Source organism: Nodosilinea sp. LEGE 07298 (genome assembly GCF_015207265.1).
Lineage (GTDB): Bacteria > Cyanobacteriota > Cyanobacteriia > Phormidesmidales > Phormidesmidaceae > Nodosilinea.
In genome coordinates, this window is sequence record NZ_JADEXE010000121.1 from 1 (window position 1) to 18,322 (window position 18,322).

15 protein-coding genes, 1 other RNA gene and 1 pseudogene are annotated in these 18,322 nt (G+C 55.2%); 10 read left to right on the top strand and 7 right to left on the bottom strand.

What is annotated here, in order from left to right; translation table 11 throughout:
* Positions 1–132 precede the first annotated feature (132 nt).
* Positions 133–303 carry a DUF2188 domain-containing protein gene (locus IQ273_RS35825; protein ID WP_397198039.1) on the top strand — a complete coding sequence of 57 codons (171 nt, stop codon included), beginning with the start codon at positions 133–135 and terminating at the stop codon, positions 301–303.
* A gap of 76 nt (positions 304–379) precedes the next feature.
* On the opposite strand, the gene IQ273_RS16990 is transcribed toward IQ273_RS35825, so the two are convergent.
* Positions 380–775, bottom strand: coding sequence for a hypothetical protein (locus tag IQ273_RS16990; protein WP_194024356.1), 396 nt, complete (start codon positions 773–775; stop codon positions 380–382).
* A gap of 168 nt (positions 776–943) precedes the next feature.
* Between IQ273_RS16990 and eno the strand changes: the two genes are divergently transcribed.
* Complete coding sequence (gene eno / locus IQ273_RS16995; RefSeq protein ID WP_194024357.1) at positions 944–2,239, top strand: phosphopyruvate hydratase; 1,296 nt, start codon at positions 944–946, stop codon at positions 2,237–2,239.
* Positions 2,240–2,355: 116 nt separating this feature from the next.
* Here the strand turns inward: eno and IQ273_RS17000 are convergent, their stop codons facing one another.
* Positions 2,356–4,551 (bottom strand): S9 family peptidase, encoded by a 2,196-nt coding sequence (locus tag IQ273_RS17000; RefSeq protein ID WP_228053246.1) that lies wholly within the window; start codon positions 4,549–4,551, stop codon positions 2,356–2,358.
* A 204-nt stretch (positions 4,552–4,755) separates the two neighbouring features.
* Here IQ273_RS17000 and IQ273_RS17005 point away from each other — a divergent pair, with 204 nt between their 5' ends.
* Positions 4,756–7,242: a CHAT domain-containing protein gene (locus IQ273_RS17005; protein ID WP_194024359.1), complete on the top strand. Its 2,487-nt coding sequence runs from the start codon at positions 4,756–4,758 to the stop codon at positions 7,240–7,242.
* A gap of 55 nt (positions 7,243–7,297) precedes the next feature.
* Complete coding sequence (locus IQ273_RS17010) at positions 7,298–8,602, top strand: YegS/Rv2252/BmrU family lipid kinase (RefSeq protein WP_194024360.1); 1,305 nt, start codon at positions 7,298–7,300, stop codon at positions 8,600–8,602.
* Between the two features lie 650 nt (positions 8,603–9,252).
* Here IQ273_RS17010 and ssrA read toward each other — a convergent pair.
* Positions 9,253–9,656, bottom strand: a transfer-messenger RNA (tmRNA) gene (gene ssrA / locus IQ273_RS17015).
* Between the two features lie 322 nt (positions 9,657–9,978).
* Here ssrA and IQ273_RS17020 point away from each other — a divergent pair.
* Positions 9,979–10,413, top strand: coding sequence for a hypothetical protein (locus tag IQ273_RS17020; RefSeq protein WP_194024361.1), 435 nt, complete (start codon positions 9,979–9,981; stop codon positions 10,411–10,413).
* A 136-nt stretch (positions 10,414–10,549) separates the two neighbouring features.
* Here the strand turns inward: IQ273_RS17020 and rpmA are convergent, their stop codons facing one another.
* Both rpmA and rplU read right to left on the bottom strand, forming a co-directional pair.
* Complete coding sequence (gene rpmA / locus IQ273_RS17025) at positions 10,550–10,825, bottom strand: 50S ribosomal protein L27 (protein ID WP_194024362.1); 276 nt, start codon at positions 10,823–10,825, stop codon at positions 10,550–10,552.
* 162 nt (positions 10,826–10,987) lie between these two features.
* The gene (rplU, locus tag IQ273_RS17030) at positions 10,988–11,365 is read right to left on the bottom strand and encodes a 50S ribosomal protein L21 (protein ID WP_194024363.1); all 378 of its coding nucleotides are present in this window, start codon (positions 11,363–11,365) and stop codon (positions 10,988–10,990) included.
* Positions 11,366–11,791: 426 nt separating this feature from the next.
* On the opposite strand from rplU, the gene IQ273_RS17035 reads away from it, so the two are divergent.
* The 3 genes from IQ273_RS17035 to IQ273_RS17045 all read left to right on the top strand — a co-directional run bounded on the left by IQ273_RS17035 (position 11,792) and on the right by IQ273_RS17045 (position 16,405).
* Complete coding sequence (locus IQ273_RS17035) at positions 11,792–13,798, top strand: GspE/PulE family protein (RefSeq protein ID WP_194024364.1); 2,007 nt, start codon at positions 11,792–11,794, stop codon at positions 13,796–13,798.
* Between the two features lie 157 nt (positions 13,799–13,955).
* Entirely contained in the window at positions 13,956–15,080 is a 1,125-nt protein-coding gene (locus tag IQ273_RS17040) for a type IV pilus twitching motility protein PilT (RefSeq protein WP_194024365.1), read from the top strand.
* A 104-nt stretch (positions 15,081–15,184) separates the two neighbouring features.
* Positions 15,185–16,405, top strand: coding sequence for a type II secretion system F family protein (locus tag IQ273_RS17045; protein ID WP_194024366.1), 1,221 nt, complete (start codon positions 15,185–15,187; stop codon positions 16,403–16,405).
* A 346-nt stretch (positions 16,406–16,751) separates the two neighbouring features.
* On the opposite strand, the gene IQ273_RS17050 is transcribed toward IQ273_RS17045, so the two are convergent.
* Both IQ273_RS17050 and IQ273_RS33760 read right to left on the bottom strand, forming a co-directional pair.
* On the bottom strand, positions 16,752–17,531 hold the full coding sequence (locus tag IQ273_RS17050; protein WP_313898157.1) for an ISL3 family transposase: 780 nt from the start codon (positions 17,529–17,531) through the stop codon (positions 16,752–16,754).
* On the bottom strand, positions 17,528–17,800 hold the full coding sequence (locus IQ273_RS33760; protein WP_255534551.1) for a helix-turn-helix domain-containing protein: 273 nt from the start codon (positions 17,798–17,800) through the stop codon (positions 17,528–17,530). Before IQ273_RS33760 ends, IQ273_RS17050 begins: the two co-directional genes overlap by 4 nt.
* A 6-nt stretch (positions 17,801–17,806) precedes the next feature.
* Between IQ273_RS33760 and IQ273_RS33765 the strand changes: the two genes are divergently transcribed.
* Positions 17,807–17,965, top strand: coding sequence for a hypothetical protein (locus tag IQ273_RS33765; protein ID WP_228053250.1), 159 nt, complete (start codon positions 17,807–17,809; stop codon positions 17,963–17,965).
* A gap of 52 nt (positions 17,966–18,017) precedes the next feature.
* Positions 18,018–18,322: pseudogene (locus tag IQ273_RS17065) on the top strand (IS4/IS5 family transposase); the annotation flags it as partial.

Genomic DNA, 18,322 nt, shown 5'->3' on the forward strand with positions numbered 1-18,322 from the left:
TTTAAGACGGGCTTCTTTGGCGGCATCCATGGGAATGAAGTTCCTATGCTGAACTGCTCAAAGCTTAACGTTCATGCACCTGGTCAAGACTAAGTATTATTGCTCATTGCATAACTGGGATGCACCCCCCTGATCCCTGATGGCACAGGCTGGATTGCCACCCAAAGTCAAAAGCGCATTGCCCAGGGGCAAGAGAAAGCAGATGTCGTCCACAAAGCCGAAGAAAAAGCCAAAGCCCAGAAAACAGAACTTTATGTTCACAACGAACAGGGCGACGTAGCTGAAGAAAAAGACTACTCCTGACCTGAAAAAGCCGTAGGGTGGGCACTGCCCACCAACCTTTAATTCAGCGACAACTCAGCCTGTGCATGGCTTGAAATCATTGAATGGTTTGGGAATTGCTATTCATCTTACAGCTTTCAACATGAGCGAAGAATGCGTTGGCGGAGAAGGGCGGAATTTCTCCATCTAGTCTCCCGTCTATGAACCAGTAATGAGTAGGGAGTCGCCCTAGCTCTGCCTCTGCCAAACTGATTGAAAAAATCTCCTCGGATCTTGCAGTGACTTCACGGAAAGCCATTTCAACTTTTTCGTAGTCTGTCACATCTGGACCATATGAACGTGCTTCCCAATCTGAAGATTGAAGCGCATTCTCTAGTCTTGCATAGCTGACTGAGGCTTGTGCCCATTTAATAATTGGGTAAACTATACCGCTGATACAAAGAAGCGATGCGATCGCTAGGAATAGCGGTATTTTCCATTTACCAACAGCCATAAGTTTTACTATCCTGCCACGCTTGACGGCTCAAACGGTGGCCAAAGCGACGTTAGAAGAGGGCTTTCACCCGGTAGGATACTACAGGATAATTTGACGCTTCAGCGCAAGCAGCTCAAAATAGCGGGGTTCGCAGCGGTCTATGGAATTACCAACGGAGTAATGGTTATGGTTGCAATTACATCGGTTCATGGCAGGCAAATCCTCGACTCGCGGGGCAATCCTACGGTTGAGGTCGATGTGGTGCTGGAGGGGGGCGCAAAGGGTCGAGCTGGCGTGCCTTCCGGAGCCTCGACCGGCATTCGTGAAGCCCTGGAACTGCGGGATGACGACAAGACCGTCTACGGCGGCAAAGGCGTGCTTAAGGCCGTGGCCAACGTCAACGACGCCATTGCCCCGGCCATTCTGGGGATGGACGCAATGGATCTCGCCGCCGTTGATCACAAAATGCTGGCCCTAGACGGCACCGACAATAAAGGCACTTTGGGCGCGAACGCTATCCTTGGCGTATCGATGGCCGTGGCTCGGGCCGCGTCGATCGCCGCCGACGTTCCCCTCTACGTGCACCTGGGCGGCCCCGATTCGGTACTGCTGCCGGTACCCTGCTTCAACATCATCAACGGCGGTGCCCACGCCGACAACAGCGTCGACTTTCAAGAATTTATGATTGCGCCCGTGGGTGCACCGACCTTCTCTGAGGCGCTGCGCTACGGGGCTGAGGTCTACCATGCCCTCAAGTCGGTGCTCAAGGCCTCGGGTTACAGCACCGCCATCGGCGACGAAGGTGGCTTTGCCCCCAACCTCAAGAGCAATGTGGAAGCGATCGAGGTGATTCTCAAGGGCATTGAGAAGGCTGGGCTCAAGCCTGGCGACGACATTGCGATCGCCCTCGACCCCGCCGTTAGCGAACTGTACCAGGAAGACGGCAGCTACCTGTTCTACAAATCCGACAACAGCCGTAAGAGCACTGACGACATGATTGCCCTGTGGGAAAGCTGGGTCAACCAGTTCCCCATCGTCTCGATCGAAGACGGCCTCGGCGAGCAAGACTGGGCGGGCTGGCAGGCCATGACCCAGCGGCTGGGCGATCGCATTCAGCTAGTGGGTGACGATGCCTTTGTCACCAACCCCGCCATCATTGCCCAGGCGATTAAAGACGGCGTTGGCAACTCGACCCTGGTCAAGGTCAACCAGATTGGCTCGATTACCGAAACCCTAGAGGCGATCAAAATGTCTCACGAGGCGGGCTACACCTGCATGGTCAGCCACCGCTCGGGCGAAACCCCCGACGACTTCATTGCCGACCTGGTGGTGGGCGCGATGACCGGTCAGATCAAGTCGGGTGCCCCCTGTCGCGGCGAGCGCCTGTCGAAGTACAACCAGCTGCTGCGCATTGAAGAAGAACTGGGCGATCGCGCCAAATACGCTGGCGTCGATACCTTTAAGCGCAAAGCGCTGGCCTAGCCCCACCCACCCAAAGAGGGTTCAAGGTTTAGGGTATACGGTCCACGGCAGGCCTTGAACCTGAAACTTGAAACCTTGAACCCCCACTAACCCGTCAACTTTAGCTTGGCAGACTGCTAGGGCCGCAAATACTGCCGAAAAAACTCAATTTGTAGCTGCGCCGCCTGGGGTTGATAGCCCGACCCGTAGAGGCTATGGCCCACTCCCTCAAACTCGTACAGCGTTACCGGAATGTCGGCTAGGTCAATCACATCGTGGAAGTTGCGGGCTACATCGACCTGCAAAAAGTCATCAGAGCCGTGGAACAGTAGCGTTGGGGTGCGAATTGCCTCGGCATTGTACAAGGGCGACGCCTGGATATAGCTGCTAGGGGCTTCCATCGGCGTTTGCCCCACCAGGTACGACAACAGCGACGAATAGCCCAGCTGCCACTCGGTCAGAGTATCGAGCAGCGAGCACTGAGGGTTGGCGGCAGCTACCAACTGCGGAAATTGAGCAATCAGCTGGGCCGCATAATAGCCCCCATAGGAGCAGCCCGTTACCCCAACTTGGGCCGTCGTTGTCCACCCCCGCTGAATCATCTGGCCAATGATGTCAGCCCCTTCTTGAATGTCAATATGGCCAAAGTTTTGCCCGTCGGCCAGGGCGCTGTACAGCTCGGGGCCAAAGCCTTCTCGGCCCGAGAGCGGCACCACCAGCACCGCCAGGCCAAAGTTAGGCAGCAGGTTGAGCGGCATTTCGACTTCGGTAGCAAACTCGTGGGTCATAGAGAACCCCGGCCCCCCCTGCTGCCACAGCACAATGGGTATCCTCTGGGGTGGAAAGGGGCTACCCGCAGGCTGAATGAGAAAACCCTGGCGATCGCCCTGGCCGGTGGTAAAGTTCACGGCATCCACGCGCACTCGATTGCTCTCGGCCACAGCTGCATTAATGGCGGTCAGCGATCGCGGCGTTCCCTCCCCAGCCAACATTGCGGCGACGTCAATTGTAAATAGCTCCGGCGGCTGCGTCACCGACGAAAAACCGTAGACAATGGTGTTCCCATTTTCCGTAGCCACAATCGATCCTGGATCCACAGATCCCAGTGGCAGCGGCAGGGGAATGAGGGTGCTTTGGCTCTCGGAGACCGGTCTTTGACCATCGCTCAAGTCGTACACATACAGGTGACGGTTTAGCCCCTCAGCGCCCCAAAACAGCAGGCGATCGTCCCCTAAAAACTGCCCGGCCGACTCCGTTGGCCCCCGCAGCGGATCGGCTGCGATCGTATCTAGCCGAGTGCCTTCCAGGTCGTACAGCTCAAAGTAGGCCGATTCAGGAAAAGCGTAGGACGGATAACTGCGCCCGACCACCAAGCTAGGTCGATAGCGCTTGACCAGCAGGCGACGGCCATCGGCGCTCAGGCTGGCCCCAGCAAAAGGGTCGCCGCCGTGGGCTGAGGCTGCTAGCTCCAGTCGCAGCGGCTCGGGCCGCGAAAAGTCAAACACCCGCACGGTACTGTGTTGGTAAAAGGGATTGTCGCCGGGATCCAGACGGCCCAGGGCATCTTGCACCACCGGGTTGACCAAGCTAGCGGCATTGGGGGTGCGATCGTACAGTCGCCGCTCTTCTCCCGATGCCATCACCAGCGCCACCTGAGACCCATTAGCCGACCAGGCCGGGGACCGAATCTCTAAATTTTCGGGCAGGCGTGCCACCTCTAGCCGCCGCAGCGAAGGCAAAAACACAATGTAGATAATGTCTTCGGTTTCGCCGTAGACCCGCACCGCAAACTTAGAAAAATCGGGGGCCATGCCCAGCACCTCCCCATCCTCGGGCTGCGTGGGGTAAACGCGGGTGCGCGAGGCAATTTCGGTCTCCCGGTTCAGGGTAATAATTTCCCACGGCCCGTAGGCGTCCTGCTGCACATAGCGCAGGGTGTCGTTGTCGATCCACCGCAGCGGCAGGTCAGGGCTGATCAAATCGTATTCCAACGCTAGGGCATCGCTTAGCTCCCCCGTGCGAATGTTGAGAAAGTGCAACCGTCGCTCCTCTGGAAACATGCGGCTACTGACGGCCACAACCAGGGTGGTGCGATCGGGGCTGAAAGTGCTGAGTACGTCTAGCTGCTGTACGTTCAGCAGCGTCTCCAGTCGGGCCTGGTCGGCCTCGGTCATGGGCGGCAGATCTAGCCCATCTAGCCCCACCGAAATAATTTCGCCAGGGGCCGGGGCAGCGGTGACTAATGCGGCGGCACCTACAAGGCCCAGGCTGAGCGATCGCCAGGCCGCTTTTTTACCAGCGCCAGTGGGCAACTTAAAGAAACGCCGATTCAAATTTAAACGTCGTAGAAAACTAAAATTACGCCAGGAATTTGCCACCAGGCCTCTGTAAATAAAGATAAGCAATAAAGACAAGCCATCATAACGCCATCCCCCTCGCCCCTGGGCGATCGCGCCAGAGTTTATTAACAACCTGCCACCCCTAGCCCCGAGATGTGTTCAGCAAGCTACCGTGAAAGAAGACCACCCCTACTGCCCGTGACTCAGGCTGTGATCCAGGAATTTCAAATCTCAATTACCCCCGTCTCGGGGGCCGATACCTACTGGCTACGTACCGAAGCTGTGGCCACTGGCGTTCCCCTGGCCGAAGCCCAGGTTACCTGGCCCCTAGAAACCTGGCTGGCCCAGGCCGAGGCCCTATTTCAAGATCCGCTACACGCTCTGCTAGCCAATCCGGCTGCCCATCACCCCGACAGCCTCCCGCTTACTCCCCCTCGGGGCGACAGTCCCTGGACTCAGCTGGGTCAGGCCCTCTACCAAGGCATTTTTCAGGACCGCATTCGCGATAGCTGGGTGGCCGCCCAGGGCGTCGCCCAAAACCGACGCCAGCCCCTGCGCCTGCGCCTGGGGGTAAAAGACAGCCGGTTGCAGCGCCTGCCCTGGGAACTGCTCTACGGTGACGATCGCCCCCTGGCCACCGGCCTCGACGTTACGCTGTGCCGCTACTATCAAAGCCAGACGGTATCTGACCTGGCCGCGATGGCTCCCCTGGCCCCAGCCAGCATTCCCCTGCGCGTGCTGGTAGTTATCTCTGCCCCCGACGATCAAGATCGACTGGCCTTGCGCCAGGAGGTCCAGAGCCTGATGGAGAGTCTACAAACCGCTGACCCTGGCCATCTCGCCCTGGCAGTCACCATTTTGGAGCAGCCGGGGCGGCCTGAGCTGGTGCAGGCCCTAGAACAGGGAAGTTTTCAGGTTTTCCATTACGCTGGCCACAGCGATGCGGGCGAAACCGGCGGCGACCTATTTTTGGTTAACCGCCAGACCGGCCTCAGCGATAGGCTGAGTGGCGAAGACTTGGCCGGTCTGCTGGTCAATAACGGCATTCGGTTGGCGGTATTTAACTCCTGCCGAGGGGCCTACACCCACCAGGATGACGCCCAGGCGGGCTGGCGCGACCAAAACCTGGTGCAGGCTTTGGTCAACCGGGGGGTGCCTGGGGTGATCGCTATGGCCGATCGCATTCCCGACGATGTGGCTCTCACCTTTACCCAGCTGCTGTACCGCAACCTGCACCAGGGGCACCCCATCGACCTCTGCCTCAGCCGAGTGCGTCAGGGGCTGATGTCGGCCTACGGCTCAGACCAACCCTTCTGGATGCTGCCGCTGCTCTACCTGCGGCCCGACTTTGACGGCTATTTATACGCACGAGAGCCCTCCAACACCACGCTCAACGGCATCGACGACTTTGACGAGGAAGACCTGACCGAAGTCGCCCTGATGCTGCCCGACTACAGCACTGATCCCGACATCGCTGGCCTAGCCGCCGAAATACTGACCCGTCAAGTCAGCGATTCCGAAACGAATCGCCTTGCGAATCGCCCCAGCGATCGCACTGCCCCCCCTCTCTACGACTGGCTACAGGAAACGGATCCGCCCGAGTCGGCAGGGGCAAACGCTGCCGTGACCGATCTAGTGCAGCAACTTTCTCAACCTACGCGCTCCAGCGATCGCCCCCTATCCGCCGACCCCGCCGAAAACCTGCTGCCCCAGTCAGAGGCCGATCATAGGGCTCGTCAGTCGACACCACCGCCGCTCGACCCGCCGCCCTCAGTCCCTGCTGCTGAGGAGGCCGCCTCAGCCCCGCTTTGGCCGCCTCAACGCCGCTGGTCTATACCCTCAAATCTTTTGGTGTGGGGCAGTTTGGGCCTGGCTGGACTAGGCGCTGTATTGGGTCTAGCCATCATCACCCTATCAGTGCTCAATCGGCCCACCCCGTCACCCATCGCGACCGATCTCCCCGTAGCCAGTGGTGACGAAATCACCGATCCCACCACTGACACGGCCCTGCTGACTAGCGCCATCAATGCCCTGGCCCTCGATCGCACCACCACCGCCAGAACCCTAATTGAGCAGATGCTAGACCGCACCGATCTGGCCACTGCTGCATCGGCCTTGACCACCGCCTCTGAATCCCAGCTAGACGATCCAGATATCGCCTACGTGCGGGGTCGTCTAGCCTGGCAGCAAATGGTCGCGGATCCGGCTATTGGCACCAGCCCTAACGATGCCATGCGGGCCTGGCTAATGGCCATCGACAGTCGCCCCGATTTTCTCGAAGCCTGGGTCGGTCTGGGGTTTGCCCACTATGCCCTGGGCGACTACAGCGAAGCTATTCAAGCCTGGGAGCGGGCGATCGCCATTGACCAGGCCCAGCGCCGCGATATTGATCTAGAGGCAGGCCCCCAGGTCGCTAACCCAATCACCGTCAATGCCTACGCTGGCCTGGCTATGGCCTACCAAAACGAAAGCGATATCACGATTGTGCCTGGGGAGCGATCGCCCTTGCAGCAGCAGGCTGAGAGCTACTACCTGCAAACCCTGACCCTAGCCCCAGCCATGGTCAACCCCACCGCACTAGCCCTCCACTGGCTGTGGTCACCCATGCTGATTAGCGACTGGCAAACCACCGTGGCACAGCTCGCGATCAGTAGTGCCGATACCTTGCCAATCGACGGCAACTAACACCCTCGAACTACAAGGCAGAATGCTAGCATTGGTGAACTATTAAGATCTTCCCATGCCCCGCACCCTCGCTGTTCTCGCCCATCCCAGCCGAGTAGATACCCTTTTAGACTGGCTCTCGAAGCACCACGGTGTGCTAACCCACTTTCAGATCATGGCCCCGCTAAATGTGGCCCAGGGCATCGAACAAGGTTGGGATATCAATACTATTGATTTAGTAACCCTCAAAGATGCCAGCCAAGGGGGCGATATCGAGCTAGGTGCCCACATTTTGGCCGGTAATGTGGCTGGGGTCATCTTCTTTGCCGACCCAGAGGCGATCGCGACCAGCTTCCCCAGCTTCACGCTGGTTTTGCGAGCCTGCCAAATTCAAGGCATCCCCATTGCCCTCAATGATGTATCAGCCACGCTTTTGCTAAGGGGCATTGCCGAAAGCCAAATCGCCTACCTGATCTTCAATCCAGTGGCAGGGCAGGGCAACCCCAACACTGACCTAGCCCTAATCAAAGAGGTGCTAGAGCCGCAGATCATGGTCAATGTAATTACTACCCAGGTCGACCTCGATCCCGCAGAGCAGGCGCGGGAGATTATTGACCATGTGCTCTCCAAAAAAGAGCACGATATGGGGCGCAGCCTGATCATTGCCTCTGGCGGCGACGGCACTGTGTCGGCAGTAGCCGGGGCCGCCATGAATACTGGCATTCCGCTAGGCATTATTCCTCGGGGTACAGCCAACGCCTTTTCAGTGGGGTTGGGCATACCTACCAACTTACGATCCGCCTGCGAAACCATTTTGGCGGGCAACACCCACGTTATTGACGCCGCCCGCTGCAACGATATCCCCATGATTTTGCTGGCCGGAGTAGGGTTTGAGGCTGGCATGGTCGACGGTGCCAGCCGCCAGCTCAAAAATGAACTGGGCAACCTAGCCTACGTGCTCTCTGGGGTGCGGCAGCTGGCCGCCGCTGAAGCCTTTACAGCCACCCTCGAAATTGAAGGCAAAGAGTCTACAGTGACGACAAACGCCATTACCGTAGCCAATGTGGCTCCACCCACCTCCGTACTAGCTCAGGGATTGGGCGAAGTCATTCCTGACGACGGGCTGTTGGAAGTGACCATCGCCACCAGCACCACCCGCCTGCAGGGTATTAACGCCCTGGCTTCTCTCGTAGCTGCCGCTGCTTGGGGCAACCCTACCCAGCGGGATGACATTACCTGCCTGCGTACCAATCGACTCAAAATCACTACCGACCCACCCCAAAAGCTGGTAATTGACGGTGAAATTTTAGAAGCCAACCCAGTGATCTTTGAGTGCTTACCCCAAGCGCTAACGGTGTTTGCGCCGCTCAAAACGGTCTAGTGTCTCAATCCACAGGTACTGGGATCTCTATTTCTTGACAAAAACCTTGAAGCCCTAGTTATTTCCTAGAACATCGGTACAGAAACCGGGTTTCTGGGCCAGAGTGCAAGTCTTGTCGTTAGAGCAGCGACGAAGAAACCGAGTTCTTAGCCATACTGTACCGATAATGCTCTGGGGGCATTGCAGTGCAATACCCCTACGTCGAACCTGTCCTACCCCATGGACGTTGGCAATAGAGTTGCTGTTAAGGGTTGTGCTGTTGTTCAGACCGATACTCTCGCAGCCAGCAGCGCTCTAGAAAGCGCACCTGATGTAAATACCAAAACCGCCAAGGGTTATAGATAGTTTTGTAGTTGCGACAAAAGACGGGTTGATAAAGATAAGGCAAGATGGGAAACCGCATTGTTCTGAATAGATTGGATAAATAGTGACGAAGCTGGAGTAGCATTCGCTCAATAGCTTATTCTGAGGGCAACACAGCCTTCGACCAGGCTGCTTATTCAGTATAGGCAAATGAAAAAAGAGACCCAACACTGGGTCTCTCAGATGGAAAGATATTTAATAATCGAACACAGAATTTATACTGTGGCCAAATAAAAATAAACCCAGATGGGGATGTCAGCGCCTCATCTGGGTCTTTATTTGGCTAAGAATGGAGCTGACGGGAGTCGAACCCGTGTCCGCTCTGAGTATTAACACACCACTCATTCACAGGCTTAGCCCGTCTAACCCTCGGGGCAGGAACCGCCACTTGTCCCGGACGGCGGGATTCTCTGGCTAAGTCTTAGTCAATGAATCCACCAGAGGAGGTTCATTAAAGCATCCGTTGGGGTTTGTCCATAGCTCTTAACGGAGTCAAACTATGAACGCTCGCTAACTAAGTTAGATCTAAACGAGGTTTAGATTAAGCGGCAACAGGTGCAGCTTTACGAGCAAAAGGAACGATAGTGTTCGCAGTTACGTTTGTTTTGAGCCTTGATTTGCGAGAGTAGACTCCCTCTCGGCCTGTATCACAGCGTGACTTTCGTCAAAACGTCGAAACCGTTACAGCCCCCTAAAGCGAACTTAAATCAATTATAGATCATTGGTATGGGTATGGGGGCTATGGGCGGGCTTAGACCCTGTTCCCTTTTCAAGGAGACAAACGAAGGTGCAGCCGTCGCCGTGTATAAATCCCTTATGTGGCTAATAATCTTTCGTAAACTCGATAGAGCAACCATCAAAGTATAATATTTACTTAATAGTTCTGTTTATGGCGGGGGTTGCCCGTTGGCAGCATGCGCCCAGGCAGACTCTAGATTATTAACTTCCTTTCACAGTTACCCCAACATTTCGCCCCTTAGGCGGCTGTTTGAAGCAATAAGGACTCTTTCCCTATGACTACGACCAACGACTCTAGCACTGGTAGTGCCGATACCCCCGAGAAAGAAACCACCCGCTCTACTCGGGGCAGCCGCACCAAGCGCAATACCTCGGATGGTGGCGGAATCGTAAAGGCTAGCTCGAAGGACAGCGATGTCATGGTGCTAGCTGACAACACACGTGTTGTCGAAACCGATAGCCTACCTAACCACCGCCCCATTGCCCTGGGCACCTTTGAGATTGTAGGCACCCTCGATCGCGCTGGCACTCGCCCCATTGGTGCCAACACCTTTGAGATTTCGACCGTCGATACGTTGCCTGGTCACCGCCCGGTCGCTGTCAGCCACCTGCACATTGCCGATATTCACACGCTGCCCGGCGATCGCCCCATTGCCCCCAACGATGAGGTAGATCCTCCGACCTCCATTCTGATGGGCTACCTCGACTAACCAGCAGTTTATCCAACAAAAAAGCTCCTCAATGTTGAGGAGCTTTTTTGTTGGATAAACCAAAGACCGAGCACCTTGGTTACACAGGGTTTTCTGCACAACTCAATGGTGGCCACTCGGTCTTTAAGAAGTAGACTTATACAGCAGCTACAGCGGCGGCGGCAGGGTAGACGCTGACTTTCTTGCCGCTCTTGCCGCGACGTTCAAAGGTAACTACGCCATCTACCAATGAAAACAACGTGTCGTCACCACCACGACCTACGTTTTCACCGGGGTGAATTTTAGTGCCCCGCTGCCGAATCAGAATGTTGCCCGCGCGCACGGTTTCGCCGCCATAGCGCTTGACGCCCAAGCGCTTAGCGTTTGAGTCGCGACCGTTACGAGTACTACCTGTACCTTTCTTGTGAGCCATGGCTGTGTCGTCCTTAACCTACCTACTGTTCAATTTAGCGCGAGATGGGAGTGCCTAGGGACTCGAAAGTTAATAAAGTCCCAACGTCGTTCCCGCGCAGGCGGGAATCCATTGTGGAGTAACTATTCTAGCTGGCACTTTATTTTGAGGCGCATCGCTTAGCTATTCAGCCTCAACTGCTGCTGGGTCAGCCTGAGCAGCGACTTCACCTGCAATCGCTTTACCGTTCACCTGAATGGAGTTGATCATTACTCGAGTGAGCTCTTGGCGGTGGCCCTGCTTTTTACGGGTTTTCTTTTTGGGCTGCATCTTGTAGACGATGATTTTGCGGCCCCGCAGGTGGCTGACCACACTGCCGGTCACGGTTGCCCCGTCTACTACAGGCTGACCCACTAAAGCTTCGCCATCGTTGTCGACAAACAGTACCCGCTCTAGGGTTACCTCGTCATCAACTTCTAGGGCGAGGCGGTCAATATCGTAGAAGCGACCCGGCTCTACCCGGAGTTGCTTGCCCCCAGCTTCAACAATTGCGTACGTCATTAACTTTGTACCTCATAACCGCCGTACAGGTGCCAACTGACCCCAGAGTTGGGGCTCCACGCAGGGAGGCGTTAGCCTTGGGAACCTGATCCGAGCGCATAAACACAGTCTTTTATTATTCCAACTAAGTTCTTGCTCTGTCAAGGGGCTAAACGCCTGCAAGCTGTACGGAACAATAACTACCCCGTTCGGCTACTTTCCACCAGAGGATGTGTTTGCCCTGCCGATCTCTAGCGACAGGCTGGCCCAGCATCCCACTGGCGTGGTGCAGATAAATTGGATAAGGGTATTATCGAGACTACGGGGTCAACGCGGGTAGGGCTTGCGATCGCCCTAATTAGGAGGTACAGCCTCCCGTTTAGGGCATACTGCCTGCATAGGATTGGGTTCAGGCCTTCTTCACATCAGTATTTTGGCATCAGCGCTATGACTAATTCCTCCTCCTCCCGACGAGCTCTGGTACTCCAACGGAGCTTTTCGCCCTTCGGCAACCAGCTCATTCAATCGGGCTATGTTGACTCTGAGCAGATGCAAAAGGCCTTGGCAGAGAGCCGCAAAAGCGGGCAGTCGCTAACTGATGTACTTGAATCTCTCACCGGTCAGCAGCTCTCCCCCGAACTACTGCGTCAGTATAAAAAGCAGCAGCTCTTCGAGCTTAAGATTCTTTACGGCGTAGAGTCGCTGGATCCTGAACTTGACAATATCTCCCCGGCCCAGATTGGCTCTCTGATCGATACCCTGGTACCAGTTGATATCTGTCGCCGTCATCGTCTAGTGCCCTTGTCTAAGGACGGCGGCGATGCTGCCTCAGTGCTGGTGGCCATGGTCGCCCCCGAGAACCTAGAGGCTCAGGACGACCTAAACCGTATTTTGCGGCCTCAAAATTTGGCTCTCAAGCGCATGGTCATCACCGTTGAAGACTATCAGCGGTTGATGTCGACTTATTTAGACGATGCCGTTGCTAAGCAGAAGAAAGAAGAGCTGGACGCCGCTGTAGACGTTAATACCAGCCTCGAAGAACTCGATTTTGGCGAGGGCAGCCTAGAAGACGTTATTGACGAAGAGGCCGATCTGGGAGCTGCCCTCAAAGACGCTGGTGCGGCTCCGGTGATTGCCCTGGTCAACAAGATTCTAGCTAAGGCGCTGCAGGAAGGCGTTTCTGATATTCACATCGAGCCGCAGGAAGAATTCCTGCGGGTGCGCTTTCGCAAAGATGGCGTGCTTAAAGAAGCTCTGCCAAAAATGCCCAAAAAGATTATCCCCGCCGTTACCGCTCGCTTTAAAATTATTGCTGAGTTAGATATTGCTGAGCGTCGAGCACCCCAAGATGGCCGGATTCGGCGGGTATTTCAGGGCCGCAAGGTCGACTTTCGGGTCAATACTCTACCCAGCCGCTGCGGTGAAAAGGTTGTACTGCGAATTCTCGACAACTCCGCTACTCAGCTCGGCCTCGACAAGCTGATCACCGATCCTGACTCGCTGCGGATTGTGCAGGATATGGCCTCTCGCCCCTTTGGCCTGCTGCTAGTAACAGGACCCACGGGTTCAGGTAAGACCACTACCCTGTACTCAGTTCTCTCAGAGCGCAACGACCCCGGCATTAACATCAGTACCGCCGAAGACCCGATTGAATATACGCTGCCAGGTCTGACCCAGGTGCAGGTGATTCGGGAAAAAGGAATGGATTTTGCCTCCATTTTGCGCGCCTTTTTGCGCCAAGACCCAGATGTCATTCTGGTGGGGGAAACCCGCGATCGCGAAACGGCCAAAACGGCGATCGAAGCGGCCCTGACCGGGCACCTAGTTTTGACTACCTTGCACACTAACGATGCGGCTGGCGCGATCGCCCGCCTGGATGAAATGGGGGTTGAATCCTTCATGGTTTCTAGCGCTCTGATTGGGGTGCTGGCCCAGCGTCTGGTGCGGAAAGTCTGCTCTGATTGTCGGATTGCCTATCATCCCAGCCACGAAGAGCTAGCGCACTTTGGCCTCGCCGCCGCCTCTGAGGCCGATATCACTTTCTACAAAGCCAATACGCTGACGGCCGAAGAGATTGCCGCCGCTAAAGAAAACAACATTCTTTGCCCGCTCTGCCAGGGCGGTGGCTACAAAGGTCGGGTTGGGGTATACGAAGTACTGCGAGTCACTGAGCGGCTGCAAAAGCTAATTTCTGAGGGGGCACCTACCGAGGTTATTAAAGAGGCTGCGGTAGAAGACGGCATGCAGACCCTGCTGGCCTATAGTCTAAATCTGGTGCGACAGGGATACACCACCCTTGATGAGGTAGAACGGGTGACCTTTACCGATACCGGCTTAGAAGCAGAGCTCAAAGCCAAGCGCAAAGCTTCTCTAACCTGTGCCTGCTGTGCAGCCGAGCTTCAGCAAGACTGGCTCGATTGTCCCTACTGCCTCACCCCTCGTTTCCAAGATTAGCGAGTTGTTGGCTCATGCTCTTGACAGCATTTCGCTTCAAAATGGGCATCTTGTTACCAGCACTGGGCCTTGGGGCACTAACTGTTTTTTTGACTTCGCTTAAACTGCTCTAACGCTGCATTCCTTTACATTCCTTAAACCCCCGTGAGGTAATTCTATGGAATTGATGATTGAAGACTTAATGGAAGAGGTCATTGAGCGAGGCGGCTCTGACCTTCACCTATCGGCGGGTTTGCCCCCTTATATCCGCATTAGCGGCAAGCTGACCCCTACCGAGCATGAGCCGATGACTCCTGAGTCGTGTCAGCGGCTAATTTTTAGCATGCTCAACAACACGCAGCGTAAGCAGCTAGAGCAAACCTGGGAACTCGATTGCTCCTACGGCGTCAAAGGCCTGGCTCGCTTTCGGGTCAACGTCTATAAAGACCGAGGTACTTACGCGGCCTGTTTGCGAGCGCTTAGCTCCAAAATTCCCAGCATGGATACGCTAGGGTTACCCAACATTGTTCGAGAGCTATCGGAGAAGCCGCGCGGGCTCATTCTGGTAACAGGGCCAACTGGATCTGGTAAGTCGACCACCCTGGCTTCGATGATCAACAACATCAATCTGACTCGACCCGAGCATATTCTTACCGTTGAAGACCCGATCGAGTTTGTCTACGAACCCATTAAGAGTCTGATTCACCAACGCCAGATTGGGGAAGATACCAAGAGCTTTGCCAATGCCCTGCGCGCCGCCCTGCGCGAAGACCCTGACGTCATTCTGGTCGGTGAGATGCGAGACCTAGAGACGATTTCTCTGGCCATTTCAGCCGCAGAAACTGGTCACCTTGTGTTTGGTACTCTGCACACCAGCTCGGCCGCCCAAACCGTTGACCGTATGATCGATGTGTTTCCCCCTGAACAGCAGCAGCAGATTCGGGTACAGCTGTCGGGCTCTCTAGTGGCGGTGTTAAGTCAAACCCTGGTGCCTAAGGCGAATGTCAAGCCGGGTGAATATGGCCGCATTATGGCCCAGGAAATTATGGTGATTACTCCAGCTATTGCCAACATGATTCGAGAGGGCAAAACCCCTCAAATTTATGGTGCCATCCAAACTGGGGGTAAGCTGGCTATGCAAACCCTGGAGAAAGTGCTAGCTGACCTGTATAAGGCAGGCACAATTTCCTTTGAGGCGGCCATGTCTAAGACCTCTCGCCCCGACGAACTGCAGCGACTGATTGGGGGAGCACCGACACCCAATGCCGCTGCTCGTCAAGGGGCCGCGGCAGGTCGCCACTAGCGGTTCTAAGCACAAATCACGCGAGTTCGGGTAGATCTAGCGGGTTCGGCAAACCGAACCCATCGCTATAATTGCAGTACTTTAAGCCACTGAGCCATTGAGCTATGCCTACCTACGTTGCCATTGGTCGCGATACCAGCGGAGCCCAGCGCAAAGAGCGCATTTCTGCTGAGACTCCTAGCGATGCCCGTAATCTTCTTAAAGACCAGGGCCTCTACGTGATGGACCTGAAGGAGGAATCCGGGTTTAACCTTGACCTGGAGAGTATAAAAACCTCCATGACCAAGGTGACCGTGAAAGATAAGGCCATCTTTTCTCGGCAGTTTGCGGCCCTAGTTAATGCTGGGGTAGCCCTGGTCCGGGGATTGGGGGTACTGGCAGATGACTGCTCTAACCCCAAGCTGAAGAAGGCGCTGCTGGCAATTAATGCCGATGTGCAGCAGGGCACCAACCTATCGGATGCTATGCGTAAGCATCCGGCCTGCTTTGACAACCTCTATGTGGCTTTGATTCAGGCTGGGGAAGTTGGTGGCGTGCTCGATGAGGTGCTGAACCGCCTGGCCAAACTATTAGAAGACCTAGCCCGGTTACAGAACCAGATCAAGTCGGCTATGGCCTATCCGGTTACGGTGGGTTTTTTGGCCGTAATTATCTTTGTCGGTATGACGGTGTTTTTGCTGCCGATCTTTGCTGATATGTTTGAAGACCTAGGGGCTGACCTACCGGTTTTCACTCAGGTCATGATGATGATCAGCCGCTTTTTGCGTCAGCCCCTGAATTGGGTCTTCATGATAGCGGGAATTTCGGCCGCGGGCTTTGCCTACCGGCGATACTACGCCACCCTCAATGGGCGTCGGGTGATTGACCGTCTATCGCTCAAAATGCCCCTGTTTGGTGATTTGATTCAGAAAACGGCTACGGCTCGTTTCTGTCGCACCTTTGGTTCACTGTCGAAATCGGGGGTGCCTATTCTAACGGCCCTAGAAATTGTGCGAGATACAGCTGGTAACCAGGTGATCGCTGAGGCCGTAGACGATGCCCGTAAGGACGTGCAGGGCGGCGGCATGATCAGTCTGGCGCTTCAAAAGCATGCCGTCTTTCCGACCATGGCTATTCAAATGATCAGCATTGGGGAAGAGACCGGAGAACTGGATGCAATGCTGATGAAGGTCGCTGATTTTTATGAGGATGAGGTGGAGCAGGCGGTGAAGGCCCTGACCAGCGTGATGGAGCCGATTATGATTATTGTGCTGGGGGGAATGGTAGGTTCCATTCTGATATCGATGTACCTGCCAATGTTCAAAATTATGGATGCGATTGGCTAAAGTTGAATGATGGCTCGATGACTGCCCTTTGACTCGCTGTATTTTTATGGAGCAAATCAAAGTTCGACCTGCCTGCAAGTCTTCTGGCATGAATTCAACGTCAGCGGCCTGCTTCTCTAGATGGCTGAGTACTTCAAGATGGAAACCTGTTAGAGGAAGAGTGAGGTCATAGCCTGCGGCGAGGGCTTGGAACCAGGTTTCGATTGGGACCAGTGCGATCGCAGCATCTGCTATCCAGCCCTGAGGGATCTGCCTCAGCAAGAGCTGACTGCCAATTAGGGAGTTGCCCACAATCAGCTGACCGTCAATCAACTCTGGCTTGTTATTTATGGCTCTTCTGGGATTACTATGCAGCGGTAGGAGAAAAGTGCCAGCAGATGAGGCAGCGGAGGCGGAATCGCTCAAAATTGGTGAATCCGTAGCCAGAGCGTTTAATCAACTTCAAGCGAGTGTTGATGCCCTCGACGACACCGCTGGTCGTGCGGAGCTCAAAGTGGAGAACTTCCCCAAACCATCGTCTTATGGTCGCTACAGCGTTTGGATAGAGTGGTTTCGCCGCCTTCATCCAGTCGAGGACGTCCGGTAGGGCTTGAAACCAGGACTCAGCATCAAACAGCTCCCTAAAGTCTTCTTTGGACTGATGCATTAACGTGAGTTTAGGGGAGACAGCGATGACCTCGGCGAGCTTATCGCGCTGAGTATCGGTGAGATGAGCTTTCGGCTTGAGGAGCGCGTACTTACTGGCTTTAAGGGCCGCTTTAGCCTCCTCGGGAGTAACGCCGTCTGGTAAGTCATCAGGTGAGCGTCGCAAGGCATTACGGGCTTGATTCAGTTCCTGATTGACCAGGCTCATGACGTGGAATCGGTCGGCGACAATGTCGGCCTGAGGCATGAGACGACGGACTAAACCCCGGTAGTTGCCGGAGAGATCCATGCTAACTTCGACAACGTTCGAGAGGACGTCAGTGCCCCAGGTGTTCAGCACGGCTTCAATCGCGGCATGGGTACGCGACGGAGCCATGCCAATCAAGCGATGGGTGTCAAGGTCACTCAAGACCACAACAAAATCCTTGTGACCTTTACGCAGCGCGATTTCGTCAATGCCCAAGCGCTGCAATCCGCTCACATCAATACAGACTTTTTTGCGCTCACATACTCCACCATCGACCAGACGATGTCTTCGCTCAACCCATGCTGTCGCGCCACATTGGCCGTATCGCTGTGAATTAAATCAGCCACCACCTCCTCGGCGTACCGGTCGGTGTAAACCCGACGAACCCCAACACACTCGAAGTCCTCGCTGAAGGGTTTCCCGCACGTAGAACACTTAAACTGGCGGCGATTAACCCGTAACCAGGTCTTGCGGTAGTGACTGATGGGGAGGTCACGGACCAAATAGCCATGATTCTGGTGCAGATGACGGCTCAGAGTCCCACAACGGGGGCACCTCGCGGCGTCACTGTGGGCTTCTACGCTCAGAATCAGACCGTCCTCGGTCTCTTCGTACGACTCAACATTACCCCTGTTAAGGTGAGCATTCGTACTAGCGTGGTCAATTGAATAAGCTAAAGACGTTACCCCTGGCCGCTTAGAGTTGATGAGTTAGCGTCCTATGATAAACGCGCTATTTGAGCAATTTGTCGAAGCCAGCCCGCCAAGCGTCATGATGCGAGCGCTGATGGAACGAATCTTTGCTCCCGAGAAGTTAGATGCATTATTTGAGCAGACGGCTGAGCGGCAGTACACCCGAGAGCTGTTATTTTCTAGCATCGTGGGATTGATGAGCCTGGTGGTCAGTGGTATTCATCCGTCGGTGAGTGCGGCTTACAAAGCCCTGGAGAAGCTCATCGGGGTCTCTAGACCTGCCCTCTATAGCAAGCTCAATGGCCTAGAACCGGCCATCAGTCAGGCCTTAGT